Here is a 23,326-nt window from a genome sequence, read left to right as displayed (position 1 = left end):
CCATGAGCACTCAGAACGAGCAGGCGCTGCTCGACAGCATCCCCACCGGCCTCTTCATCGGCGGGGAGTGGATCGAGGGGGAGACCGGCGCGACCTTCGACGTCAAGGACCCCTCGACCAACCAGGTGATCCGCACGATCGCCGACGCCACCCCCGCGGACGGCATCCGGGCGCTCGACGCGGCCGTCGCCGCGCAGGACGAGTGGGCCGCGACGGCGCCGCGCGTGCGCGGCGAGATCCTGCGCCGGGCGTTCGACCTCGTGCAGGAGCGCAAGGAGGACCTCGCGCTGCTGATGACGCTCGAGATGGGCAAGCCCCTCGCCGAGGCCCGCGGCGAGGTCGCGTACGGCGGCGAGTTCCTCCGCTGGTTCAGCGAGGAGGCCGTGCGCATCAGCGGCCGCTACGGCCTCAACCCCGAGGGCACCGGTCACATGATCGTGTCGCAGCGCCCGGTCGGCCCGTCGTTCTTCGTGACGCCGTGGAACTTCCCGTTCGCGATGGCCACGCGCAAGATCGCGCCGGCCCTCGCCGCCGGCTGCACCGTCGTGATCAAGCCCCCGGCACTCACGCCGCTCACGACCATCTTCTTCACGACACTGCTCGAGGAGGCCGGTCTGCCGAAGGGCGTCGTCAACGTCGTGCAGACCTCGAAGTCGAGCGCCCTGTCCGCGCCGATCATCGCCGACCCGCGCCTGCGCAAGCTGTCCTTCACCGGGTCGACCGAGGTCGGCCGCAAGCTCATCGCGCAGGCGGCGGAGGGCGTGCTGCGGGTCTCGATGGAGCTCGGCGGCAACGCGCCGTTCGTCGTGTTCGACGACGCGGACCTCGACAAGGCCGTGGACGGCGCACTCGCCGCGAAGTTCCGCAACATCGGTCAGGCCTGCACGGCGGCGAACCGCTTCATCGTGCACAAGGACGTCGCGGGCGAGTTCGCCAAGCGCGTCACCGAGCGTGTCAACGGCATGAAGATCGGCCGCGGCACGGAGGAGGGCGTGGCGATCGGCCCGCTCATCGACGAGGACGCGGTGGCCAAGGCCGGCGAGCTCGTGGACGACGCCGTCGAGCGCGGCGCGACCCTGCTCGCGGGCGGCAAGGCGCTCGAGGGCACCGGCACGTTCTACGAGCCCACGGTCCTCACCGACGTCGTCCCCGGATCCGCGATCCTCCGCGAGGAGATCTTCGGCCCGGTGCTCGCGATCGCGACCTTCGAGACCGAGGACGAGGCCGTGCGCCTCGCCAACGACACCGAGTACGGCCTGGTCTCCTACGTCTTCACCGAGAACCTGCAGCGCGGTCAGCGGATGATCGACGCGCTGGAGACCGGCATGATGGGTCTGAACGTGGGTGTCGTCTCCAACGCGGCGGCTCCTTTCGGCGGCGTCAAGCAGTCCGGCGTCGGTCGCGAGGGCGGCTTCGAGGGCATCCACGAGTACCTGTCCACCAAGTACACGCTGATCCCGGTCTCCTGACCGGCACGGCAAGAGGAGGAGACACATGACCGACTACGCCGTCGTCAACCCCGCCACCGGCGAGACCCTGGCGTCGTACGACACGTTCACCGACGCCCAGATCGAGGAGGCCGTCGCGGCCGCCGACGAGGCGCACCGCGAGTGGTCACGCTCCACCACGGTCGCCGACCGTGCCGCGCTGCTGCGTCGCGCGGCCGAGCTCCACCGGGAGCGCCGCGAGGAGCTGGCCGACATCTTCGTGCGCGAGATGGGCAAGCCGCGGGAGGCCGCACTCGGCGAGGTCGACTTCGCCGCCGACATCGCGGAGTACTACGCGGACCAGGCCGAGGACATCATGGCCGACCAGCCCATCAAGATCCTCGGGGAGGGTTCGGCGATCATCCGCCGCTCCTCGCTGGGACCGCTCGTGGGCATCATGCCGTGGAACTTCCCGGCGTACCAGATCGTGCGCTTCGCCGCGCCGAACCTGATCGTCGGCAACACGATCCTCCTCAAGCCCGCGCCGCAGTGCCCGGAGTCGTCGAGCGCGATCGAGGCGATCTACCACGACGCGGGCTTCCCGAAGGGCGCGTACCAGAACGTGCTCGCCACGAACGACCAGATCGCGGCGATGATCGCGGACTGGCGGGTGCAGGGCGTGTCGCTGACCGGCTCCGAGCGCGCCGGCGCCGCGGTCGCCGAGGTCGCCGGGCGCAACCTCAAGAAGGTCGCGCTGGAGCTCGGCGGGTCCGACCCGTTCATCGTGCTCTCCACCGACGACCTCGACGCCACCGTGCAGGCGGGTGTGGATGCGCGCCTCGACAACAACGGCCAGGCCTGCAACGGCGCCAAGCGCTTCATCATCGTCGACGAGCTCTACGACGCGTTCGTGGAGAAGTTCACTGCGGCGATGGCGGCCGTCGAGGCGACCGATCCCACGCTGGACGACACGGTCCTCGGTCCGGTCTCGTCGGAGGCGGCGGCGGAGAACCTGCAGAAGCAGATCGACACCGCCGTGGCCCAGGGCGCGACCCTCCTCACGGGCGGCACGCGCGACGGGGCGTTCTTCGCACCGACCGTGCTCGCCGACGTGACCCCGGAGATGGACGTCTACCGCGAGGAGCTGTTCGGCCCCGCAGCCGTCGTGTACCGCGTCGCGGACGAGGACGCGGCGGTCGCGCTGGCCAACGACACCACGTTCGGTCTCGGCTCCTACGTCTTCACGACGGACGAGGCGCAGGCGGAGCGGGTGGCCGACCGGATCGAGGCGGGCATGGTCTACGTGAACCTCGTGCTCGCCGACAGCCCCGAGCTCCCGTTCGGCGGCATCAAGCGCAGCGGCACGGCCCGCGAGCTCGGCCACCTGGCCGCCGACGAGTTCGTCAACAAGAAGCTGATCCGCATCGGCTGACCGTCGACCCACCCCCTTGCGGCCGAGCGGCCCCCTTGCGTGCGCACGCAAGGGGGCCGCTCGCACGAGAGGGGCCGGGTCGACGGGGTGCGCGTCGAAGACGGACGAGGCACAATGGCGGCATGAGCGCGCACACGGATCCGGTCCAGTCCCTCACCGCGGAGCAGAGCTGGGAGCACCTGCGCAGCCAGGAGCTCGGGCGGCTCGTCACCAGGGTCGGCGAGACCATCGACATCTTCCCCGTGAACTACGCCGTCGACGGCGAAGGACTCCTGTTCCGCACGGCCCCCGGGAGCAAGCTGTTCGAGCTGACGGTCAACGCCGACGTGCTCTTCGAGGTCGACGACCACACCGACACTGCGGCGTGGAGCGTCATCGTGCGCGGGCGTGCCGAGGCACTGGAGACCGACGCCGACATCGAGCGGGCGGAGGCGGCGGGTCTGCGCCCGTGGATCCCGACCGACAAGCGGGTGTACGTGCGCATCGCCCCGGCATCGGTGTCCGGCCGCGCGTTCCAGCGCGATCCCGAGCCCGACCGGGACGGTCCGCAGGAGTACTGAGCCCGGCCCGGGGAGGCCTCGGCGGGCGTAGGGTCGGGGTATGGCCAACGTCGCTGAGAACATCGTCAAGACTCTGAACGCCAACGGAGTCGACCGGGTCTACGGCATCCCGGGCGACTCCCTGAACGGTCTCACGGACGCCCTCCGCAAGGACGGCCGGATCCGCTGGGTGCACGTGCGCCACGAGGAGTCCGCCGCCTTCGCCGCCGCGGCCGACGCCGGCACCACCGGAGACCTCGCCGTCGTGGCGGGCTCGTGCGGCCCCGGCAACCTGCACCTCATCAACGGCCTGTACGACGCGCAGCGCTCTCGCGTGCCGGTGCTCGCCATCGCCGCGCACATCCCGACCGTCGAGATCGGTACCGGGTACTTCCAGGAGACGCACCCGCAGGAGCTGTTCCGCGAGTGCAGCGTGTACGTCGAATACGTCGCTGACCCGTCGCAGATGCCGCGGCTGATGGAGATCGCGATGCGCGCGGCCATCGAGCAGCGCGGCGTCGCCGTCCTCGTGATCCCCGGCGACGTGGCGCTGTCCGAGATCGCGGACGACCGCGCCGTGGTGATCGAGCGCACCCGCCCGCTGATCCAGCCCAGCGGCCCGGAGCTGGAGAAGGCAGCGACCATGCTGAACGCGGCCAAGAAGGTCACCATCCTCGCCGGGGCCGGCGTCGAGGGGGCGCACGACGAGGTGATCGCGCTCGCCGACGCGCTCGGTGCCCCCATCGTCCACGCGCTGCGCGGCAAGGAGTTCATCGAGTACGACAACCCCTTCGACGTCGGCATGACGGGACTGCTCGGCTTCGCGTCCGGCTACCGCGCCATGGAGGCGGCCGACACGCTCCTCGTCCTCGGCAGCGACTTCCCGTACGAGCAGTTCTACCCGGATCACGCGACCACCATCCAGGTCGACATCCGCGGGTCCCAGCTCGGCAAGCGCCACCCGCTCGACCTCGGTCTCGTCGGTGACGTGAAGGCCACCGCCGAAGCGCTGCTGCCTCGCCTCGCGCGGAAGGACGACCGCGGCCACCTCGACGACGCCGTCGCCCACTACCGGAAGACGCGGAAGAAGCTCGACGAGCTCGCGGTGCCGGCCAAGGGCACGCGCCCCATCCACCCGCAGTACCTCGCCCGACTGCTCGACGAGTACGCCGCCGACGATGCGATCTTCACCGCCGACGTGGGGTCGCCGACCGTCTGGGCCGCGCGCTACCTGTCCATGACCGAGGGGCGCCGGCTGATCGGATCGTTCACGCACGGCTCGATGGCGAACGCCCTGATGCACGGGATCGGCGCGCAGGTCGCGCATCCGGACCGTCAGGTCGTGGCGCTCGCCGGCGACGGCGGTCTCGCGATGATGCTCGGCGAGCTGCTCACGCTCACCCAGAATGGGCTCCCGGTCAAGACGATCGTGGTGAACAACTCGTCGCTGAACTTCGTGGAGCTGGAGATGAAGGCCGCCGGCTTCGTCACCTACGGCACCGGGCTGGACAACCCCAGCTTCGCCGCGATCGCCGAGGCCATGGGGATCTTCGCCCGTCGTGTGGAGCGCAGCGAAGATCTGCCGGAGGCGGTCCGCGAGGTCCTCGCGCACGACGGTCCCGCGCTGCTCGACGTCGTGACCGAGCGGCAGGAGCTGTCCATGCCGCCCGCGATCGAGGCCGCGCAGGTCAAGGGCTTCGCGCTCTACGCGATCCGCACGGTCATGTCGGGTCGCGGAGACGAACTGCTCGACCTCGCGCGGGCGAACTGGCGTCAGCTCTTCTAACACGGCCCTCCGCCGCATCCGCATCGGCGCGGGATCCCCTCCGGATCCCGCGCCGGTGTCGCGTCAGCTCTCGACGAGAGCCCTGACCTCTGCGGCCTCGGCGTGCCGCCCCAGCGCCTCCAGCACGTCGCCGAGCTCCAGCGCCGCGACCTGACGCAGCGGCGGGAAGCCCTCGGCATGCTCCAGGGCGCTCCGGTACACCGGCACGGCATCGGCCGGGCGGTCGTTCCCCGCGAGCACCCGGCCCGCGAACAGTTCCGAGCTTCCGGCGGCGCCCTGATCGCCCAGCGCGGCGAAGCCGTCGGCGGCGGTGAGAGCAGCGGCGACGGCCTCGTCGATCCGGCCCAGCTGGGCCAGCGCGCGGCCGCGGGAGTCGGTCACGTCGGCGAGCAGCCAGCCGGCTTCGTGCTCCTGGGCGAGTGCCGCGACCTCGTCGAAGAGGGGGAAGGCGCGCTCGTCACCCCGGCCTGCATAGGCCTGGCCGAGGCTGTGCAGCACCTCGGACAGCGCGCCGACGGCCTCGGGGGCACGCCGCACGATGTCTGCAGCGCCCTCCAGCAGCCGCACCGCGTCGTCGTGCTCCTCGAAGCGGGCGAGGATCTTCGCCTGCTCCGTCATGGCCATGGCCTGGTCGGCGTGGGCCTCCGCCTGTCCGAACAGCTCGGCCGCGTAGCCGTGCGCGCCGACCGCCTGTCCGTACTCTCCGGACTCGGCGAGCGACCTCGCCAGGAGGGAGGCGGTCATGGCGCGCGAACCCGCAGGGGTCTCGGCGTTCTCCTCGCGCTGGAGCACGTCGCCGAAGAGCTCGGCTGCCTCCTCGGCGTCTCCCGCGCGGAGCATCGCCCTGGCCAGCCGGAAGTCGACGCCGGTGCGATCGCTGTCATCCTGCAGCCGAGCGGCCAGACGGTAGCGGGCGACGGCCTTCTCGGGCTCCTCGGCGTCCTCCCAGAGCGCGCCCGCGAGTACATGGGCCTCGGCGAGAGCGCGGGTGGCGCCGAGTTCGGCGAGCAGCCGGCACACCTCGTCGGCGTCGACGGCCCCGTCCTGGTACGCACCCGTGCCGCCGCGCACGCGGGCCCGGGTCTGCAGCGCATGGGCCCGGTGTCCGGCGGACACGTCCTCCTGGGAGAGGAAGCGGTCGAGGAGCGTGCGACCGGCTTCGAGGTCGCCCTTGCTCAGCACGGCGCCGATCGCCACGAGGGTCGTGGTGTTGGACAGCCGGGTGTCCTCGGCCTCCGCGAACGAGCGCGCGGCGAGCTCGGCGAGGTCCAGCGCCGCGTCCGGCTCCTCCGCCCGGAGGTGCAGCGACGCGCGGCTGATCGCCAGGTCACCGCGCGACCACGCGGGAAGACGGTCGGCTTGGGCCAGCTCCTCTTCGAGCGCCGCCATGGTCTCGTCGGTGTGCAGGCCGAAGGTCGCCAGTCCGAGCCGCTCCTCGAGGTCGGCCTGCGCGTCGTTCCCGGCGGCCCGCAGCGCGGCGATCCGCTCGGGGAGGAGCCGCTCGGCCTCGTCCACGCGATCGAGTGCGACGAGGATGCCGAGGTGCATCGACAGGAGCTGCGCGCGCTTGGCGGCGTCGTCGACTTCCAGGGCGTGCGGGAGCGCGGCGAGGGTCTCCTGCTCGGCGCCGAACTGCGCGAGCTGCATCGCCCGCTCGAACCAGCCGTCCGGGTCGGTCGGGGTCGTGGCCGGCGCGGGGGCGACGAACGCGTCGGAGCGGATCGGGACGTCGTAGCTCTCGTCGGCGAGAGCGCGCATCCGGGCGAGGCTGCGGGCGTGGCCGTCGGTGCCGTCCCGCTCGTCGAACTGTGCGCCGATGCGCTCGGCCGTCGACCAGGCGGTCGCGGCGAGCTCGGCGGCGCTCCACGGGCCGTCGTGCGTGCCCAGCAGCGGCACGAGCGCCGGGGCGTCGGCGCCGCGGACCGGGGTGTCGCCGTGTCCGGCAGCGGTGACGCGGTCGAGAGCGACCGCGAAGGCGGTGAGGGCGGCGAAGTGCGCGTCGACGTTGAGGCCATCGTGGGCCAGCCACGCGATGTGCTTCTCGATCAGGGCCAGCGCCCGCGCCTCGTTGCCGGTGATCGCGGCGAACACGATGTTGTTGGCCACGATGCGCAGGTTGTCCGGGTTGTCCTTCGCCAGGCGGTAGCTGCGCAGGTGCGCGGTCTTCGCCTCCTCCGTGCGGCCGGCGCGGAGGTACGGGAGGAGGACGCGGGAGAGCGCATGCTCCGGCTCCTCGCCGCAGGAGAAGCCGCCTTCGATCATCTCCTCGACGAGGCGGATGGCCTCGGCGTCGCGATCGGTCTCCGCGAAGAATCCTGCGAACTGGCTGCGGCTGCACGCGTCGCAGTGGCTGTGCTCGTCGCGCGGCGTGGCCTCGAGCTGCACGCGCAGGGCTTCGGCGGCGTCGAACCGGCCCGCGTCCCAGGCGTCCTCGAAACGTGCGGTCAGCACGCCGCTGAGGCCGAGACCTGCGGCGCGGTAGTGCGCCTCCATGTCATCGAGCACCGCGGCGATCTGCTCCTGCGAGAAGGCGGGGGAGGAGCGCAGGGATGACGCCATCCACTTGAACTGCCACATGAGGTCGGCCCCGCCGTTGTCGAGGTCGGCGGGGAACCGCTGCGGGTCGGCGTCGTGATGCGCGAGGCACCAGGCGAACGAGTTGAGCATGACGTCGGTGGCCCCGACCATGTTCGCCGAGGCGGTCTGGCGCATGCGGGCCTCGTACTCCAGCCGTTCGTCGCCGATCTCGATGGCCAGCGCGACGGCCTCCGCCACGAGGGCCTGCTCCGCCGGACCCCACGGGGTGCGGTCGATCTCCTCGATGAGCTGCTGGAAGCGCTTCTTCGGACGTGCCATGGAAGGCCCTTTCGGGTAGTCGGGGGTGTCAGCGCGCGTCGAAGGGGAGCGTGTCCCCCTCGATGCCGGCGGAGAGCGAGACGAGGTCGGACAGGGCGCTGGTCATGAGGGCCCGGTCGGCGTCCGAGAGCGGGTGGTGTCCCGCGAGGAGCGCCTGGATGTAGAGCAGCTGGACCGTGCGCGCGAACACGGCGTCGTCGTCGACGCGGACGAGGGCGCGGACGACGCGGTTCGACCAGTTCAGGCACAGTCGCGCCGTGAGGTCGTCGTCCCGTGCGGAGGAGAGCGTCTGATCGATCCGGTCGAGCACCCCGCCCCAGAGCGTGCTCGCGATGCCCTTGGTGCGCCCGCGGTCGATCGTGCGCAGGACCTCGGGATCCGCGACGTAGAGTCCGGTCAGCTCGGGGCGATCGATCGCCCTGACGACGACGGCGCAGTCGGAGGCGGCGAGCACGGCGCCGGCGCGGGACTCCAGCGCCATCGCGATGTCCCGGTCGTCGAGCGGCGGCGGGTCGAGGCGATCGAGCTCCCCGGTCACGTCGACCTTCTCCACCGTGACGTGCGGGTAGAGGTCGGGGAGCAGGCGGATCAGGTCCGCGTCGTAGAGGTAGCCGCCGTTGACGAGCACCTCGTCCGAGGGCGAGATGCCCGCCACCTGGCGGAACTCGTCGACCGTCTGGGCGTAGCGCACGTGCGGGTACCGTTCCACGAGCTCGCCGATCCGCAGCGTGCCATGCGTGGTCTCCACGGTGAGCCAGCGCGTGATGAAGCGCGCGAGCTCCTCGTCATGACGCACCAGCGACTTGAGTCCGACCTCGTGCACGGCGACGAACTGGGCGAGGCGATGCGGTTCGCGCAGCCCGAGCTCGAGCACCCAGCGGCGGATCCCGGCGCCGAGCTGCTCCCGGACGTGCTCCAGGGCCGTGTCCTCGACGAGGGACTCGCGGCTCGCGGTCGGCGCGAGGCCGGTGGAGTCGACGACGGCGCGCACGAAGAAGGCCCAGTCGGGCAGCACGTCGTCGACGCGCTCAGACAGCAGCATACGCCCCAGGTACATGCGGGTCGCCTGCCGGGCGCCGGGCGGAGGAGCGAAGGGCAGGACGTACGCCAGGCCCTGCGTCCCGGTCGCCGGCTCGCTCAGCGGGATCACGTCCAGCGGGGCGGCCCCGAGCAGGTCACGACCGTACTGCACGGCCGCCTCGACATCGGCGGCGGGGTCGAGGAAGGGAGGCTCGCGCGTCACATCGATGTCCCCGCCGGGCGCGTCGATGGTCACCCGCACCGGCAGGAACTCCCCGAAGGTGGTCGCGAGGTCGTGCACGGCCGCCGGCCGCAGCAGCTCGTCGGCGTCGAAGCGCGGCACGAGGTGCACGCTGGTGCCGATCGGGAGGTCGTCATCGATCTCCGTGACGCGGAAGGTGCCGTCCGCGCTGCCCGTCCACTCCACCGCGGAGCCGCCTCTGGCGCTGCGGGAGCGGATGACGATGGTGTCGGCGACCATGAAGCAGCTCAGCAGCCCGATGCCGAACTGGCCGAGGAAGTCGCTCCGGGGGAGGTCGAAGATGTCCCGCTTGGAGCTGCGCCCGACGGTCGCGAGCAGATCGGCGACCTCGGCGGCGGTCAATCCCACGCCGTCGTCGCGGAGCACGAGCTCGCCCGACTGCGCGGTCAGCGGCGTGATCCGGATGCGGCTGCCGCCGCCGTCGACCTCACGGCGCGCGGCGATCGCGTCCCTCGCGTTCTGGAGCAGTTCCCGCAGATAGACCCGGGGACTGGAGTAGATGTGCCGGCTGAGCAGATCGACGACTCCGCGCAGGTCCACCTGGAACTGCTGCACATCCCCACTCACATGCGTCCCTTCCTGCTTCGTCCGCCCGCCGAGCCTAGCAACAACGCCGGTTCCGCTTCCTGTTCGGCACCACCGGATCGATGCCGTATGCTTGGTGAGCAGTTGTTCTCTGCATTCTTTCGCCGTGCCTGGCGTCTACGACGTCGGCCGGTGACAGGGTGGGGAGGGCATCCCCGAGACCTCCGGGTCTCTAGGGCGGTAGCTCAATTGGCAGAGCAGCGGTCTCCAAAACCGCAGGTTGCAGGTTCGATTCCTGTCCGCCCTGCGCGTCAGCGCACGCTGACACACGAAAGGTACATTCAGGATGGATCAGGACGAACCGCGCGGCGACGTCGTCGCGGCCGGCGCCACGCGCCAGAAGAAGGGCAACCCCTTCTCCCGGTTCTTCGGGGGCATCGCCCTGTTCATCCGCCAGGTCATCGCCGAACTGCGCAAGGTCGTCACCCCGACCCGCAAGGAGCTTTTCAAGTTCACGGGTGTGGTGCTCGTCTTCGTCCTGATCGTCATGGGCATCGTCTACGGTCTCGACTACGTCTTCGGGCTCCTGACGCACTACGTGTTCGGAATCCCTGGCTGATGACCCCCGCGGCGACCGCCGCAGCTATGGAGAAGAAGCAACGTGTCTGAACGATATTCCGACGACGCCGACTGGGCGACCGCCGCAGAGCAGTCCAGCGAGGAGGACGAGGCCCAGGAGGGCAACGTGCTCGCCGCGGAGGAGCTCTCGGTCACCTCTGCCGAGCACGTCGCGGTCCACGTCGAGGACGAGGACGGCGAGCAGGAGACGGAAGACATCGACATCGACATCGACGACCCGGAGGCGGACGCCATCGTGAACGACGCTCTGAACCTGGACGAGGCCGCGGAGTCCGAAGCCGCCGCCGAGGTCCTCAACGATTCCGTGGCCGAAGAGGTCGCGGAGCAGGAGGCCGAGGCGGCCGACGAGGTCACCCCGTACGAGGGGCCCGACGTGAACGGCGAAGACGACCGTCCCGCCGCCGAGTCCGACGAGGACGAGTCGGCGTCCGAGGAAGACCCGTACGAGGCCTTCCGCATGGACCTGCGCATGCTCCCCGGCAAGTGGTACGTCATCCACTCGTACGCCGGCTTCGAGCGCAAGGTCAAGGCGAACATCGAGCAGCGCAAGTCGACGCTCGAGGTCGAGGACGAGATCTACCAGGTCGAGGTCCCGATGGAGGACGTCGTCGAGATCAAGAACGGCCAGCGCAAGATGGTCACCCGCGTGCGCATCCCCGGCTACGTGCTGGTGCGCATGGAGCTGACGGAAGACACCTGGTCGGTCGTGCGGCACACCCCCGGCGTCACCGGCTTCGTGGGCAACGCCCACAACCCGACGCCGCTGCGCTTCGAAGAGGCCTTCAACATGCTGAAGTCCCTCGTCGAGGTCAAGGACGTCCCGACCGCCAAGAACATCGCGGCCAAGGGCGGCGTCGCCGTCGCCCGTCCGCTTCCCGCCGAGGTCGACTTCGAGGTCGGCGAGACCATCACGATCAAGGAGGGCTCGTTCGCGGGTCTTCCCGGTTCGATCAGCGAGATCAAGCCGGAGAGCGGCAAGCTCACGGTCCTCGTCTCGCTCTTCGAGCGCGAGACCCCGGTCGAGCTGTCGTTCGACCAGGTCACCAAGATGATCTGACACTGTCACGAGAACGGCCGCCCTCTTCCGGGGCGGCCGTTTTCTTTCCCCCGACCCACCCCCTTTCGTGTCTCCCGGCCCTTTGAGGATGCGCGCAGAGGGCCGGCTCGCACACAAGGGGCCGGCTCGCGAGTGGGGGAGTGATCAGGTAGACTTACGTGGTTTGTGTGCCGCTTCGGCGTGCACAGAGACGACCACGGGCCGGAGAGGCCGGAGCCGTGGGAGAAGCGGATGCTCGCATCCGCCTCGAGGAAAGGAAAGAGAATGGCACCGAAGAAGAAGGTGACCGGCCTGATCAAGCTTCAGATCAACGCCGGTGCCGCCAACCCGGCGCCGCCGATCGGCCCCGCGCTCGGTCAGCATGGCGTCAACATCATGGAGTTCTGCAAGGCGTACAACGCCGCGACCGAGTCGCAGCGCGGCAACGTCATCCCCGTCGAGATCACCGTCTACGAGGACCGCAGCTTCACCTTCGTCCTGAAGACCCCGCCCGCGGCGGAGCTCATCAAGAAGGCCGCCGGCGTGCAGAAGGCTTCGGCCACCCCGCACACCGTCAAGGTCGGCAAGATCACCAAGGACCAGGTCCGTCAGATCGCCGAGCAGAAGCAGGCCGACCTGAACGCGAACGACATCGAGGCCGCCTCGAAGATCATCGCCGGCACCGCCCGTTCCATGGGCATCACGGTCGAGGGCTGAGGAGAATAATCATGGCTACCAAGTCCAAGGCTTACAAGGCTGCCGCCGAGAAGATCGAGGCAGACCGTTTCTACACGCCGTCCGAGGCCGTCGCGCTCGCGAAGGAGACCGGTTCGGCGAAGTTCGACTCGACCGTCGAGGTCGCGCTGAAGCTCGCTGTCGACCCCCGCAAGGCGGACCAGATGGTGCGCGGCACCGTCATCCTGCCCCACGGCACCGGTAAGACCGCCCGCGTCATCGTGTTCGCCACCGGCCCCGCGGCCGAGGCGGCGATCGCGGCCGGCGCCGATGAGGTCGGCGGCGCCGAGCTCATCCAGAAGGTCGCCGACGGCTGGACCAACTTCGACTCCGCGGTCTCGACCCCGGAGCTCATGGGCCAGGTCGGCCGTCTCGGCAAGGTGCTCGGTCCCCGTGGCCTGATGCCGAACCCGAAGACCGGCACCGTGACTCCGAACCCGGCCAAGGCCGTCGAGGAGATCAAGGGCGGAAAGATCGAGTTCCGCGTCGACAAGCACGCCAACGTGCACTTCGTCATCGGCAAGGCCTCCTTCTCGGCCGAGCAGCTGAACGAGAACATCGACGCCGCGCTCGAGGAGATCGTCCGCCTCAAGCCGTCCAGCGCCAAGGGTCGTTACATCCAGAAGGGTGCGGTGTCGACCACGTTCGGCCCCGGCATCCCGCTGGACGTCAACGCCATCTGACGCGTCGACGGGTCTCGCACCTGTCGCACCGAACGCCCCCGGGTCCGCCCGGGGGCGTTCTGCGTTCCCGGGGCGGTTCGGCGCGCGACATCCGGCGTCATCCGATGCGCGGACGTCGGAGGCGCCGCGTACTGTAGGGGAGTTCCCGCGGTCGTCGCGTAAACTCGCACCCGCGCTTTCTCACCCCAGGAGGGTCCATGTCCCGTCGTCTCATCGCCGTCACCGCACTCGTCGTCGCCGCCGCGGCGCTGACCGCCTGCAGCGGGTCCAGCACGCCCGCGAGCACGGACGGCGAGGGCGCCGCGGGCTCCGACTTCGGCCTGGTGAAGGACGGCACGCTGACGGTCGCGACCGAGGGCACCTACCGCCCGTTCAGCTTCCACGACGACGGCGGCTCCGGCGACCTCACCGGCTACGACGTCGAGATCATCCAGGCCGTCGCCGACGAGCTCGGCCTGAAGGTCGACTTCCAGGAGACGCAGTGGGACGCGATCTTCGCGGGTCTCGACGCGGGCCGCTTCGACGTGATCGCGAACCAGGTGTCGATCAACGAGGAGCGCGAGGCGAAGTACCTCTTCAGCACCCCGTACACGGTGTCGCCCGGAGTGATCGTGGTGAAGGAGGACGACGACTCCATCTCGTCCTTCGACGACCTCGAGGGCAAGACGACGGCGCAGTCCCTCACGAGCAACTGGTACGAGCTGGCCACCGAGTCCGGCGCCAAGGTCGAGGGCGTCGAGGGGTGGGCGCAGGCCGTGGAGCTCCTCCGCCAGGGCCGGGTGGACGCGACCGTCAACGACAAGCTGACGTTCCTCGACTACGAGACGACCAACAGCCCGACGGGTCTGAAGATCGCGGCGGAGACCGATGATGCCGGTGAGCAGGCCTTCGTGTTCACGAAGGACAAGGAGGCGCTCGTCGATGCGGTCGACGAAGCCCTCGACACGCTCCGTGCCGACGGCACCCTGGCCGAGATCAGCGAGAAGTACTTCGGCGAAGACGTCTCGCAGTAGGCGATGCAGAATCCCTGGGAGCTCTTCTTCTCCTCGCTCGGGCCGATCGCCTGGGCGGGGCTGACGGCGACGATCCCGCTCGCCCTGGTGTCGTTCGCGCTGGGGCTCGTGATCGCGATCGGCATGGCGCTGATGCGGATCTCGGTGCATCCGGTGGTGTCCGGCATCGCGCGGTTCTACATCTCGGTGATCCGCGGCACGCCGATGCTCGTGCAGCTCTTCGTGATCTTCTACGGCCTGCCGTCCGTCGGGGTGACCCTCGATCCGTGGCCGAGCGCCATCATCGCGCTCTCGCTCAACGTCGGCGGCTACGGCGCCGAGGTCGTGCGGGCGGCGATCCTCTCGGTGCCGAAGGGGCAGTGGGAGGCCGCGTACACGGTCGGCATGAACCGCACCCGCACGCTGACCCGCATCATCCTGCCGCAGGCCGCCCGGGTGTCGGTGCCGCCGCTGTCCAACACGTTCATCTCGCTCGTGAAGGACACCTCCCTCACGTCGCTGATCCTCGTGACGGAGCTGTTCAAGGTGGCGCAGCAGATCGCCTCCACCACGCTCGAGTTCATGGTGCTGTATCTGGCTGCGGCGCTGGTCTACTGGGTGATCTGCCTGGTGCTCTCCTTCGGGCAGAGCGCCCTGGAGAGGAGGCTCGACAGTCGTGTCGCGCACTGACCCCACGACCGGACCGCTGCTCACCGCACGGGGCCTGCACAAGAGCTTCGGCGCCACCGAGGTGCTCCGCGGCTTCGACCTCACCCTGCACCGCGGCGAGGTCGTGGTGCTCATCGGGCCGAGCGGCTCCGGGAAGACGACCGTCCTGCGAGCTCTGAACGGCCTGGAGACGCCGGACGCCGGCACCATCGCGATGGCCGGGGGCCCGGAGATCGACTTCGCACCGGAGGTCCGCCCGAAGCCCCGCGTCGCGAAGCAGCAGCGGCTCGCGCTCCGCGATCGGTCGGCGATGGTGTTCCAGCACCACAACCTCTTCCCGCATCTCACGGTGCTGGAGAACGTGATCGAGGGGCCGTGGCGGGTGCAGGGGCGTCCGAAGGCGGAGGTCGTCGCCGAAGCGCAGGCCCTGCTCGCCCGGGTGGGCCTCGCCGACAAGGCCGACGCGAGGCCGCATCAGCTCTCCGGCGGGCAGCAGCAGCGCGTCGGCATCGTGCGCGCCCTGGCTCTGCAGCCGGACCTGCTGCTGTTCGATGAGCCGACGAGCGCGCTCGACCCCGAGCTCGTGGGAGAGGTGCTGCTCGTCATCAAGGAGCTCGCCGACGAGGGCTGGACGATGGCCGTCGTCACGCATGAGCTGAGCTTCGCACGGGAGGCGGCCGATCATGTGCTCTTCCTGGACGGCGGCGTCGTCGTGGAGCAGGGACCACCTGCCCAGCTGTTCAGCGCTCCGCAGCACGAGCGCACGCAGCGGTTCCTCACCCGCATCCTCCGGCCCCTCGACGGCGCGTGAGCCCTCGACCCCGAGGGGATTCGATGGCAGGATGCGGTGCGTGGGCACCATCGACGACTACCTGACCGACCTCGACGCCGCGGATCGTGCGGTGATCGATGGGGTGTATGCGATCGCCACGGAGGAGGTTCCGGAGGCGGCACAGGGCACCGGCTATGGCATGCCGGCGCTCGTGTACGCCGGCAAGCCGCTGCTCTCGGTGATGCGCGCGAAGAAGCACATCGGCGTCTACCCGTTCAGCCCCGAGGCGGTCGCCGCCGTGGCGGACCTCCTCGCCGGTCACCCCGGGGTCAGCCTCGACAAGGGGACGATCCGGTTCCAGCCGGAGCACCCCCTGCCGGCGGAGGCGGTCCGCGCGCTCATCCGGGCGCGGGTGTCGCAGATCGACGCCGGGTGAACGCCTAGCCGCCCAGCACCGGGAGCACGAGGCTCACCGCCAGCGTGATCATCACGACCGCGATCACCGCGTCGAGGATGCGCCAGGAGCGCGGGGTGCGCAGCCACCGTCCGAGGTAGCGGGCGCCGAAGCCGAGGGCGGTGAACCAGAGGATGCTCGCCGCGACCGCCCCGGCCGCGAACAGCCACCGCTCGTCCCCGTGCGTCGCCGCGATCGACCCGAGCATCAGCACCGTGTCGAGGTACACATGCGGGTTCAGCCACGTCAACGCCAGCGTCGTGAGGATCACCGGGGCGAGGCGGGTGCGGGTGAGCGTGCCGGTGCCCCCGGACGCCTCGAAGACCGGGGCGTCGCCCCCGTCGACCACCAGCTCCTCGCCGCCCCGCCAGGCCCGCCGCGCCGCAAGCAGTCCGTATCCGAGCAGGAACAGCGCCCCTGCCCAGCGAGCCACGACGACGAGCCAGGGTGCGGCGGACAGCACGAACCCGAGCCCCGCGACACCGGCGATGATCAGCACGGCGTCGGAGAGGGCGCAGACGATCACGACGGCGAGGACGTGCTCGCGCCGGATGCCCTGACGCAGCACGAACACGTTCTGTGCGCCGATCGCGACGATGAGGGAGAGACCGAGGCCGAGACCGGCGAGGACGGTGAGCATGTGTCGAGCCTATGAGGGCGGAGCATCAGGCGCAGCGAAGATTCCTACCGCACCATTAGCATGACTGATGTGAGGATCGACCCGGAGCTCGCCGCCACGCTCGCCGCCGTCGCCGACGAGGGCACTCTCGATGCCGCGTCGCGTCGGCTGCAGGTTACCCCGTCCGCGGTCAGTCAGCGTCTCAAGGCGCTGGAGCAGCAGCTCGGGCGGATCCTCCTCGTGCGTAGCAAGCCGGTCCGCCTCACCGAGGCGGGGGAGTCCGTCGTGCGGCTCGCGCGGCAGATCGCCCTCCTCGAAGAGGATGCTCTCGCGGGAGTCGGGATCGAGGGGAGCGCCGAGGGGCGGCGGATCAGCGTGCCGCTCGCCGTCAACGCGGATTCGATGGCGACCTGGTTCCTGGCACCGATGGCCCGGCTCTCCGCCGCGCACGACATCGATGTCGACCTGCACCGCGACGATCAGAACTTCACCGCCCGCCTGCTCGAATCGGGGACCGTCATGGCGGCGGTCACGAGCGAAGCCACGGCGGTCGCGGGGTGCACGGTCGCGCCCCTCGGCGTGCTCGAGTACCGCGCCATGGCCGAACCCGCCTACGCCCGCCGATGGTTCCCGGACGGCGTGACCCCCGATGCTCTGGCGTACGCGCCGTTCGTCGACTTCGACCGCCGCGACACCCTCCAGCACGAGTGGCTGGCCGCGCGGGGCGTGCCGGCGGCCGGCGTTCCCCGGCACTACGTCCCGGCGTCGCACGACTATGCGCTGGCCGTCGGCCTCGGCCTCGGCTGGGGGATGGTGCCGCGGCTGCAGGAGGTGCCGGGACTCGTGGCGCTCGGCGGTCCTATCCTGCGCGTGGCGCTGTACTGGCAGCAGTGGAACCTGCGCTCGGCGCTCCTCGACACGATCGCGTCCGAGGTCGCGGGGGAGGCGCGTCGGGTGCTCGCTCGCGAACCCTGACGCGGCCGGGACGGCATCGCCGCCGCGCGGTCAGTCGGCGAGGGCGAGGGCGCGGAAGGCGTCGCGCTCGCGGAGCTGCTCCCGACGGCTGTCCGCCGGGGATGCGGAGCGGGCCGGGACCGTGCGTCCGGTCGTGCGGCGGTACAGCTCGTCGATGAGGTCGGTGGCGAGCCCCACGAGCTTGGCGATCTCGCGGTCGTCGCGGTCGATCCACACGCAGCGGGGCTCGTCGTGGACGGGGGAGAAGTCGACGTGCTCCTCCCAGACGAACAGGGTGCGCTCGGCGCCCAGCACGTGCTGCTGCCACCACACCTGGCGCAGGTAGGTGCGGGGGATCCCCCGGAAGGCCTTATTGGTGGTCTTGATCTCCGCGAGGCTGACACGGCCGTCCGCGTCCACCGAGATGCCATCGGGCGTAGCCAAGTGGCGGTGCTCGACCTCGGCGCGGAACAGCGCTGAGGAGGGGAAGATGCCGTGCGTGGCCGCGACCCAGGCGGCGATCTCCGGCTCGCGGCGCCGGCCGTGGTCGGTGTAGGCGTTGCCGCCGAACCGCGGCCCGCCGCCGAGCTTGGCGTCGGCAGCACGGGCGATCGAGCGCTCGCTGGTGAGCCCGGCGACGTCGGTGGCCGTGATGCCGCGCGATCGTGCCCTCATCCATGCCACGCGGTCGCGTGAGTCCGCGACGATGCGAGCTTGGAGTTCCGGGGTCACCAGAAGACTCTAACTCTCCCCCACCCCCGTTCCCGTCGTACACGCCGCCCCCTCCCGCCGACCCACCCCCTTGCGTGCGTCCCGGCCCCCTACGCACGCGCGCAAGGGGGTGGCTCGAACGCAAGGGGGTGGGTCGGCGGGGGAGGACGGTTCCTGCACAGGGGGCGGGAGGGGAGAGAGGGGTGTGGAGAAACCGGGGAGGGCGGGGGAGTGGCGAGAGGAGAGGGGAGAGTCGGAGGGGTGAGACAGGTGAGCGTGGACGAGATCAGGGGGATGCTCCTCGGTCGTCGACGGCTGGAGGAGGAGGGCTGGGGATCTCGGACGCTCCACGCCGCGGTGGAAGGGCGGCAGCTGCATCATGTGCGCCGTGGGTGGTACCTCGCGCTGCGGACCTGGAGCGAGCTCGCCCCGGAGTCCCGGCATCGTGCGGAGGTGGTGGCCGCCGATCTCGCGGCCTCGGGGACGCGGCCCGTGTTCTCGCATGCCTCGGCTGCGGTGCTGTGGGGACTGCCGCTATATCGGCTGCGGCCGACGAGGGTCCACGTGACGGCCTCGCCGGACCAGCGGCACAGCACGCCGGGCATCCTCCGGCACGAAGGCGCGGTTCCCGCCGGTGACATCGTGGAGCGCGACGGCATCCGCTGCACCTCTCTCGGCCGGACCGTGGTGGACCTCGCGCGGACCGTCGCTCCGGAGGCGGCCCTCGCGGCCGCCGATGCCGCGCTCGCCCTCGTCGGCGGTGACCCGTGGGAGTTCGACGACACCGCGGAGCAGGCTCTCCTGGCGGACCTCGCGGATCGGGTCCGCCGTCCACGGCTCCGCGGCATCGTGCAGGCTCGCCGGATCGTGGGCCTGGCCGACGGTCGCGCGAAACTGCCTCTGGAGAGCGTGACGCGGTACCGGCTCCATCAGCTCGGCTTCGGCAGACCGCGGCTGCAGGTGCCGGTGGACGGACCGCGCGGCGGTCGGTTCTGGATGGACATCGCCGTCGACCAGTCCCGCACCTTCGTGGAGTGCGACGGCCGGGACAAGTACCTGGATGACGAGTACCGCGGGGGCCGCACGGCGGAGAGCGTCGTGCTCGACGAGAAGATCCGCGAGGACTGGGTGCGCGGGACCACCGGCTGGCGGGTGATCCGGGTGTCGAGCGAGCACGTCGCCTCCCTCGCCGCGGCCGACGCGCACTTCCGTGCCTTCCGCCTCTTCGCCCGGTGAACCCTTGACCCACCCCCTTCCGTGCCCTCCGGCCCCGTGCGTGCAGGCGTAAGGGGCCGGGGTGCACGCAAAGGGGTGGGTCGACGGGAAGAGGAGGGGGGATTTGGGGGAGAGGTGGGGGTGGGGTACAGTGGTCGTAACCGAAGACCGCTGGTCATCGTGTGCGCGCGAGTGCACAGGATCGAAGCTCTGCATCGCAGGGGCCCGCGCAGGTGTCACGAACTTCCGAGCTCCGTGCGCTTGCGCCGGAGCTCTTCTCTTTTGCAGGGGGGTCGGAGGCTGGCGCCCCACCACCGTGCGGCGCCTCGTACACACCAAGGAGTGACCATGGCGCAGAAGGATGCATCGGTCAACGAGCTCACGAAGTCATTCGAGAACTCGAACGCCGTCCTGCTGACCGAGTACCGCGGTCTGACGGTTGCCCAGCTCAAGCAGCTGCGCAACAGCATCCGTCAGGACGCTGAGTACGCCGTGGTGAAGAACACGCTGACCAAGATCGCCGCCAACAAGGCAGGCATCTCCGCGCTGGACGACGACCTCAAGGGGCCGTCGGCTGTCGCGTTCGTGCACGGTGACTTCGTCGCCACCGCCAAGGCTCTGCGTGACTTCGCCAAGGCCAACCCGCTTCTCGTGATCAAGTCGGGCATCTTCGAGGGCAAGGCCCTCACCGCCGACGAGGTCAACACGTACGCCTCGCTCGAGAGCCGCGAGGTTCTGCTGGCGAAGGCCGCGGGCATGATGAAGGCGACGATGGGCAAGGCTGCGGCCACCATCGACGCGCTTCGCGAAAAGCTGGAGACCGCCGAGGCCGCGTAAGCGACCGGCGATCTCGTCTACAAACCCCATCTATCTAGGAGATACATCATGGCGAAGCTTTCCACCGAGGAGCTGCTCGAGCAGTTCGCCGGCCTGACCCTCATCGAGCTCAACGAGTTCGTGAAGGCGTTCGAGGAGAAGTTCGAGGTCACCGCTGCTGCTCCCGTCGCCGTCGCCGGTGCCGCTGGTGGCGCGGGCGAGGCCGCGGCCGAGGAGGAGAAGGACTCCTTCGACGTCATCCTCGAGGCTGCTGGCGACAAGAAGATCCAGGTCATCAAGGCTGTCCGCGAGCTCACCTCGCTCGGCCTCGGCGAGGCCAAGGCCGTCGTCGACGGTGCTCCGAAGGCCGTCCTCGAGGGCGCCAACAAGGAGACGGCCGAGAAGGCCAAGGCTGCTCTGGAAGAGGCCGGCGCGACCGTCACCCTCAAGTAATTCCAGCGCACCAGCGCTTCTGCGAAGGCCCCGGGTTCCGCCCGGGGCCTTCGTGCGTCTGCGGGGTCAGCGCGGCGCCGCGGTCGAGCTGCGGACGACGAGCGCCGAAGCGGCCTCGACGTGCTCGACCGGAGCGTCGGGCTCGCTGATCCGTCGCATGAGCAGGCGCACGGCCTCCCGGCCCTGGTCCCGCGGCGACTGCCCGATGGTCGTGAGGGCGAACATCTCCGCATGCTCGTGGTCGTCGATGCCGACGACGCTGAGTTCGGTCGGCACCGCGATGCCCAGGCGGCGGGCGGCGATCACGGCGCCGATGGCCGCCTCGTCGCACACGCCGACGATGGCGGTCGGTCGGTGGCGGCGGTCGCCGAGGAGTCCCGCCGCCGCGGCATAGCCGCCGGGCATCGTGGGGGCCGCCCCGGCGATGCGCGCCCGCGGAGTCAGCCCCGCCGCGTGCAGCGCCTCCCGGTAGCCGGCCAGGCGTCGGGCGTCGCCGTAACTGAGGTCGGTGTCGTCGGTGGCGCCGCCCACGAAGGCGATGTCGGTGTGGCCGAGCTCGATCAGGTGCTCGGTGGCGATCCGGGCGGCGGCCGCGTCGTCGATCGACACGGCGCTCGATCCGGCGCTGTAGGGCCCCACGCTGACGAGCGGGCGCCCGGTGCGGTGCAGGCGCTCCAGCTCGCGGGCGCTGGGCTGGATGCCGACGGCGATGATGCCGTCGAATCTCCGACCGGGCAGCACGCTCTCGAACAGCCGCTCCCTGGTCTCCGAGCGCTCAGGGACGCCGTACAGCGACAGGTCGTGGTCGCGCACGAGCAGCGCCTCCTGCACGCCCGCCAGCAGCTCCGAGAAGAACCACCGGTCGACCGGTGGCATCACCAGGCCGATGGTGCCGGTGCGCCCGGTCGCCAGGCTGGTGGCGGAGGAGTGCGCGACGTACGCGAGGTCGTGCGCCGCCTCCTCCACGCGCTGTCTCGTCTCCTCCGAGACGTAGCCGCGGCCGCTCAGGGCGCGGCTCGCGGTCGCCTTGGACACACCGGCGCGCGTCGCGACGTCGGCGATCGTGCTCATCGTGTCCTCCTCGACCCGGTTCCACGACGGCGAGCCATCGGGCGCTCGCCGGGAGCCATCGTAGCCGTTCCACACGCGAGGAGGAACCGGTTCCAGACCCGTGGAACTGGGAGCGCTCCCACCACACGGAGGGCACCGACCTCAAACGGTTGTGATCTTGTAACCTTCCCCAGTTGTACGGCGCGAAGGAACCCGAGTAGGTTGGCCTGGAATCGGTTCCCCAATGGATGTGGCGATTGCTCTCCTTGGGCGGACTGAAGATCCACCTGAAGAGGAGAAGTACATGGCTTTGTCACAGCGATACCGCCTGCTCGCCCCCATCGCACTCGTCGGCGTCGCGTCTCTCGCGCTCGCCGGCTGCGCCGAGGGCGGGGGCGATGAGGGCGGAGAGACCAAGGACACCGTCCGGATCTCCGGCGGCATCACGGGCGTCGAGGCCGATGACCTGAACGCCTCCTTCGAGCAGTTCACGAAGGACACCGGGATCAAGGTCGAGTACACCGGCGACAAGGGCTTCGAGGGCAACATCGTCACCAAGGTGACCGGTGGCGACGCCCCCGACATCGCGATCGTCCCGCAGCCCGGTCTGCTCAAGACCCTCGTCGACACCGGCAAGGTCATGCCGGCGCCGGAGGCGGTCGAGTCCGCCGTCGACGAGAACTGGTCCGAGGACTGGAAGAAGTACGGCACGTTCGACGACACCTTCTACGCGGCGCCGATGCTCGCGAACCTCAAGGGCTACGTCTGGTACTCGCCGAAGCAGTTCGCCGAGTGGGGCGTCGAGGTCCCGGAGACCTGGGACGACATGATCGCCCTGACCGACACGATCGTCGAGAAGACCGGCGGTCCCGCCTGGTGCGCCGGCTTCGCCTCCGAGGCGGCGTCGGGCTGGCCGGGGACGGACTGGATCGAGGACCTCGTCCTGCGCCAGTCGGGCGCCGACGTGTACGACGACTGGGTGGCCGGCGACGTGAAGTTCACCGACCCCGAGATCAAGCAGGCCTTCGACGCCGTCGGTGAGATCCTGCTCAACCCGGAGTACGTCAACGCGGGCTACGGCGACGTCAAGAGCATCAACTCGACCGCTTTCGGTGACGTCGCCAACGCGGTGGCCAAGGGCGACTGCGCGCTGACCCACCAGGCGTCGTTCCTGTCGGCGAACTTCCTCGACACGGAGACCGCGGACGGCAACGTCCCCGAGGTCGCGCCGGACGGCGACGTCTACGCGTTCATCATGCCGGGCGAGACCGCCGGTGAGCTCCAGGTCGAGGGTGGCGGCGAGTTCGTCGCGGCCTTCTCCGACGACGAGGCCACCCAGCAGGTGCTCGAGTTCATGGCATCGCCGGAGTTCGCCGACGCCCGTGTCGAGCTCGGTGGCGTCATCTCCGCCAACAAGAACGCCGACCCGAGCCTCGCCTCGAGCGAGTTCCTCCAGGAGGCGATGACCATCATGCAGGACGACGCGACGACCTTCCGGTTCGACGCTTCCGACCTGATGCCGTCGACCGTCGGCTCGGGCTCGTTCTGGAAGGGGATGGTCGACTGGATCGACGGCAAGGACACCGACACGGTGCTCTCCGACATCCAGGCCGGCTACGAGAACTGATCGCCTCGACGCGATCTTCTCAGGCTGAGCGGGGCCGGGCTGCACAAGCCCGGC

At 70.2% G+C, this 23,326-nt stretch carries 22 protein-coding genes and 1 tRNA gene; 18 read left to right on the top strand and 5 right to left on the bottom strand.

The genetic code is table 11. The annotated features are described in order from the left end of the window. The first annotated feature begins 2 nt into the window (after positions 1-2). The 4 genes from IZR02_RS12810 to poxB all read left to right on the top strand — a co-directional run bounded on the left by IZR02_RS12810 (position 3) and on the right by poxB (position 5,184). Complete coding sequence (locus IZR02_RS12810; RefSeq protein WP_060923240.1) at positions 3-1,469, top strand: NAD-dependent succinate-semialdehyde dehydrogenase; 1,467 nt, start codon at positions 3-5, stop codon at positions 1,467-1,469. 25 nt (positions 1,470-1,494) lie between these two features. Beyond that, positions 1,495-2,859, top strand: coding sequence for an NAD-dependent succinate-semialdehyde dehydrogenase (locus tag IZR02_RS12805; protein WP_062765093.1), 1,365 nt, complete (start codon positions 1,495-1,497; stop codon positions 2,857-2,859). A 122-nt stretch (positions 2,860-2,981) separates the two neighbouring features. Continuing rightward, on the top strand, positions 2,982-3,419 hold the full coding sequence (locus tag IZR02_RS12800; RefSeq protein WP_025102343.1) for a pyridoxamine 5'-phosphate oxidase family protein: 438 nt from the start codon (positions 2,982-2,984) through the stop codon (positions 3,417-3,419). 40 nt (positions 3,420-3,459) lie between these two features. Further along, the gene (gene poxB, locus IZR02_RS12795) at positions 3,460-5,184 is read left to right on the top strand and encodes a ubiquinone-dependent pyruvate dehydrogenase (RefSeq protein ID WP_025102342.1); all 1,725 of its coding nucleotides are present in this window, start codon (positions 3,460-3,462) and stop codon (positions 5,182-5,184) included. Between the two features lie 63 nt (positions 5,185-5,247). Here the strand turns inward: poxB and IZR02_RS12790 are convergent, their stop codons facing one another. Both IZR02_RS12790 and IZR02_RS12785 read right to left on the bottom strand, forming a co-directional pair. Then, positions 5,248-8,040 carry a hypothetical protein gene (locus IZR02_RS12790; protein WP_217316490.1) on the bottom strand — a complete coding sequence of 931 codons (2,793 nt, stop codon included), beginning with the start codon at positions 8,038-8,040 and terminating at the stop codon, positions 5,248-5,250. 28 nt (positions 8,041-8,068) lie between these two features. After that, a complete protein-coding gene (locus IZR02_RS12785; protein ID WP_217316489.1) occupies positions 8,069-9,889 on the bottom strand; it encodes an HSP90 family protein in 1,821 nt (606 codons plus the stop codon). A 192-nt stretch (positions 9,890-10,081) separates the two neighbouring features. Between IZR02_RS12785 and IZR02_RS12780 the strand changes: the two genes are divergently transcribed. The 9 genes from IZR02_RS12780 to IZR02_RS12740 all read left to right on the top strand — a co-directional run bounded on the left by IZR02_RS12780 (position 10,082) and on the right by IZR02_RS12740 (position 15,809). Continuing rightward, positions 10,082-10,154 (top strand) — tRNA-Trp (locus IZR02_RS12780). A gap of 39 nt (positions 10,155-10,193) precedes the next feature. Beyond that, entirely contained in the window at positions 10,194-10,466 is a 273-nt protein-coding gene (secE, locus tag IZR02_RS12775; RefSeq protein ID WP_025102339.1) for a preprotein translocase subunit SecE, read from the top strand. 42 nt (positions 10,467-10,508) lie between these two features. Continuing rightward, on the top strand, positions 10,509-11,543 hold the full coding sequence (nusG, locus tag IZR02_RS12770; protein ID WP_025102338.1) for a transcription termination/antitermination protein NusG: 1,035 nt from the start codon (positions 10,509-10,511) through the stop codon (positions 11,541-11,543). Between the two features lie 264 nt (positions 11,544-11,807). Beyond that, positions 11,808-12,239 carry a 50S ribosomal protein L11 gene (gene rplK, locus IZR02_RS12765; protein WP_025102337.1) on the top strand — a complete coding sequence of 144 codons (432 nt, stop codon included), beginning with the start codon at positions 11,808-11,810 and terminating at the stop codon, positions 12,237-12,239. An 11-nt stretch (positions 12,240-12,250) separates the two neighbouring features. Further along, entirely contained in the window at positions 12,251-12,940 is a 690-nt protein-coding gene (rplA, locus tag IZR02_RS12760; protein WP_025102336.1) for a 50S ribosomal protein L1, read from the top strand. A gap of 197 nt (positions 12,941-13,137) precedes the next feature. Next, positions 13,138-13,953: an amino acid ABC transporter substrate-binding protein gene (locus IZR02_RS12755; RefSeq protein WP_217316488.1), complete on the top strand. Its 816-nt coding sequence runs from the start codon at positions 13,138-13,140 to the stop codon at positions 13,951-13,953. Positions 13,954-13,956: 3 nt separating this feature from the next. After that, entirely contained in the window at positions 13,957-14,622 is a 666-nt protein-coding gene (locus tag IZR02_RS12750; RefSeq protein WP_217316487.1) for an amino acid ABC transporter permease, read from the top strand. Then, positions 14,609-15,412, top strand: coding sequence for an amino acid ABC transporter ATP-binding protein (locus tag IZR02_RS12745; RefSeq protein ID WP_302183145.1), 804 nt, complete (start codon positions 14,609-14,611; stop codon positions 15,410-15,412). Before IZR02_RS12750 ends, IZR02_RS12745 begins: the two co-directional genes overlap by 14 nt. Before the next feature lie 40 nt (positions 15,413-15,452). Then, positions 15,453-15,809, top strand: a complete 357-nt coding sequence (locus tag IZR02_RS12740; protein ID WP_217316486.1) for an iron chaperone — start codon at positions 15,453-15,455, stop codon at positions 15,807-15,809. A 4-nt stretch (positions 15,810-15,813) separates the two neighbouring features. Here the strand turns inward: IZR02_RS12740 and lysE are convergent, their stop codons facing one another. Beyond that, positions 15,814-16,467, bottom strand: a complete 654-nt coding sequence (gene lysE / locus IZR02_RS12735; RefSeq protein ID WP_217316485.1) for an L-lysine exporter — start codon at positions 16,465-16,467, stop codon at positions 15,814-15,816. A gap of 69 nt (positions 16,468-16,536) precedes the next feature. Here lysE and IZR02_RS12730 point away from each other — a divergent pair, with 69 nt between their 5' ends. Next, positions 16,537-17,421: a LysR family transcriptional regulator ArgP gene (locus tag IZR02_RS12730; protein ID WP_217316603.1), complete on the top strand. Its 885-nt coding sequence runs from the start codon at positions 16,537-16,539 to the stop codon at positions 17,419-17,421. A gap of 30 nt (positions 17,422-17,451) precedes the next feature. On the opposite strand, the gene IZR02_RS12725 is transcribed toward IZR02_RS12730, so the two are convergent. After that, complete coding sequence (locus IZR02_RS12725; protein WP_025102329.1) at positions 17,452-18,132, bottom strand: YqaJ viral recombinase family protein; 681 nt, start codon at positions 18,130-18,132, stop codon at positions 17,452-17,454. A 255-nt stretch (positions 18,133-18,387) separates the two neighbouring features. On the opposite strand from IZR02_RS12725, the gene IZR02_RS12720 reads away from it, so the two are divergent. The 3 genes from IZR02_RS12720 to rplL all read left to right on the top strand — a co-directional run bounded on the left by IZR02_RS12720 (position 18,388) and on the right by rplL (position 20,595). Next, on the top strand, positions 18,388-19,347 hold the full coding sequence (locus tag IZR02_RS12720) for a hypothetical protein (RefSeq protein ID WP_217316484.1): 960 nt from the start codon (positions 18,388-18,390) through the stop codon (positions 19,345-19,347). Between the two features lie 327 nt (positions 19,348-19,674). Further along, the gene (gene rplJ, locus IZR02_RS12715; RefSeq protein WP_025104226.1) at positions 19,675-20,163 is read left to right on the top strand and encodes a 50S ribosomal protein L10; all 489 of its coding nucleotides are present in this window, start codon (positions 19,675-19,677) and stop codon (positions 20,161-20,163) included. A 48-nt stretch (positions 20,164-20,211) separates the two neighbouring features. Then, on the top strand, positions 20,212-20,595 hold the full coding sequence (gene rplL, locus IZR02_RS12710) for a 50S ribosomal protein L7/L12 (protein WP_025104227.1): 384 nt from the start codon (positions 20,212-20,214) through the stop codon (positions 20,593-20,595). Positions 20,596-20,661: 66 nt separating this feature from the next. Here rplL and IZR02_RS12705 read toward each other — a convergent pair whose 3' ends face one another. Beyond that, positions 20,662-21,666 (bottom strand): LacI family DNA-binding transcriptional regulator, encoded by a 1,005-nt coding sequence (locus IZR02_RS12705; protein ID WP_062766962.1) that lies wholly within the window; start codon positions 21,664-21,666, stop codon positions 20,662-20,664. A 283-nt stretch (positions 21,667-21,949) separates the two neighbouring features. Here IZR02_RS12705 and IZR02_RS12700 point away from each other — a divergent pair, with 283 nt between their 5' ends. Next, positions 21,950-23,272, top strand: a complete 1,323-nt coding sequence (locus tag IZR02_RS12700) for an ABC transporter substrate-binding protein (protein ID WP_062765048.1) — start codon at positions 21,950-21,952, stop codon at positions 23,270-23,272. Positions 23,273-23,326: the final 54 nt, after the last annotated feature.

The organism is Microbacterium paraoxydans (genome assembly GCF_019056515.1).
Lineage (GTDB): Bacteria > Actinomycetota > Actinomycetes > Actinomycetales > Microbacteriaceae > Microbacterium.
Note: the sequence above shows the minus strand (reverse complement) of the source record. Positions and strands in the feature narration are given on the sequence as shown.

What these genes read in the sequence shown, in the direction of transcription:
- IZR02_RS12810 (WP_060923240.1), top strand. Translation starts at nt 3, where the DNA reads ATGAGCACTCAGAACGAGCAGGCGCTGCTCGACAGCATCCCCACCGGC.
- IZR02_RS12805 (WP_062765093.1), top strand. Translation starts at nt 1,495, where the DNA reads ATGACCGACTACGCCGTCGTCAACCCCGCCACCGGCGAGACCCTGGCG.
- IZR02_RS12800 (WP_025102343.1), top strand. Translation starts at nt 2,982, where the DNA reads ATGAGCGCGCACACGGATCCGGTCCAGTCCCTCACCGCGGAGCAGAGC.
- poxB (WP_025102342.1), top strand. Translation starts at nt 3,460, where the DNA reads ATGGCCAACGTCGCTGAGAACATCGTCAAGACTCTGAACGCCAACGGA.
- IZR02_RS12790 (WP_217316490.1), bottom strand. Translation starts at nt 8,040, where the DNA reads ATGGCACGTCCGAAGAAGCGCTTCCAGCAGCTCATCGAGGAGATCGAC.
- secE (WP_025102339.1), top strand. Translation starts at nt 10,194, where the DNA reads ATGGATCAGGACGAACCGCGCGGCGACGTCGTCGCGGCCGGCGCCACG.
- rplK (WP_025102337.1), top strand. Translation starts at nt 11,808, where the DNA reads ATGGCACCGAAGAAGAAGGTGACCGGCCTGATCAAGCTTCAGATCAAC.
- rplA (WP_025102336.1), top strand. Translation starts at nt 12,251, where the DNA reads ATGGCTACCAAGTCCAAGGCTTACAAGGCTGCCGCCGAGAAGATCGAG.
- IZR02_RS12755 (WP_217316488.1), top strand. Translation starts at nt 13,138, where the DNA reads ATGTCCCGTCGTCTCATCGCCGTCACCGCACTCGTCGTCGCCGCCGCG.
- IZR02_RS12750 (WP_217316487.1), top strand. Translation starts at nt 13,957, where the DNA reads ATGCAGAATCCCTGGGAGCTCTTCTTCTCCTCGCTCGGGCCGATCGCC.
- lysE (WP_217316485.1), bottom strand. Translation starts at nt 16,467, where the DNA reads ATGCTCACCGTCCTCGCCGGTCTCGGCCTCGGTCTCTCCCTCATCGTC.
- rplJ (WP_025104226.1), top strand. Translation starts at nt 19,675, where the DNA reads ATGGCGCAGAAGGATGCATCGGTCAACGAGCTCACGAAGTCATTCGAG.
- rplL (WP_025104227.1), top strand. Translation starts at nt 20,212, where the DNA reads ATGGCGAAGCTTTCCACCGAGGAGCTGCTCGAGCAGTTCGCCGGCCTG.
- IZR02_RS12705 (WP_062766962.1), bottom strand. Translation starts at nt 21,666, where the DNA reads ATGAGCACGATCGCCGACGTCGCGACGCGCGCCGGTGTGTCCAAGGCG.
- IZR02_RS12700 (WP_062765048.1), top strand. Translation starts at nt 21,950, where the DNA reads ATGGCTTTGTCACAGCGATACCGCCTGCTCGCCCCCATCGCACTCGTC.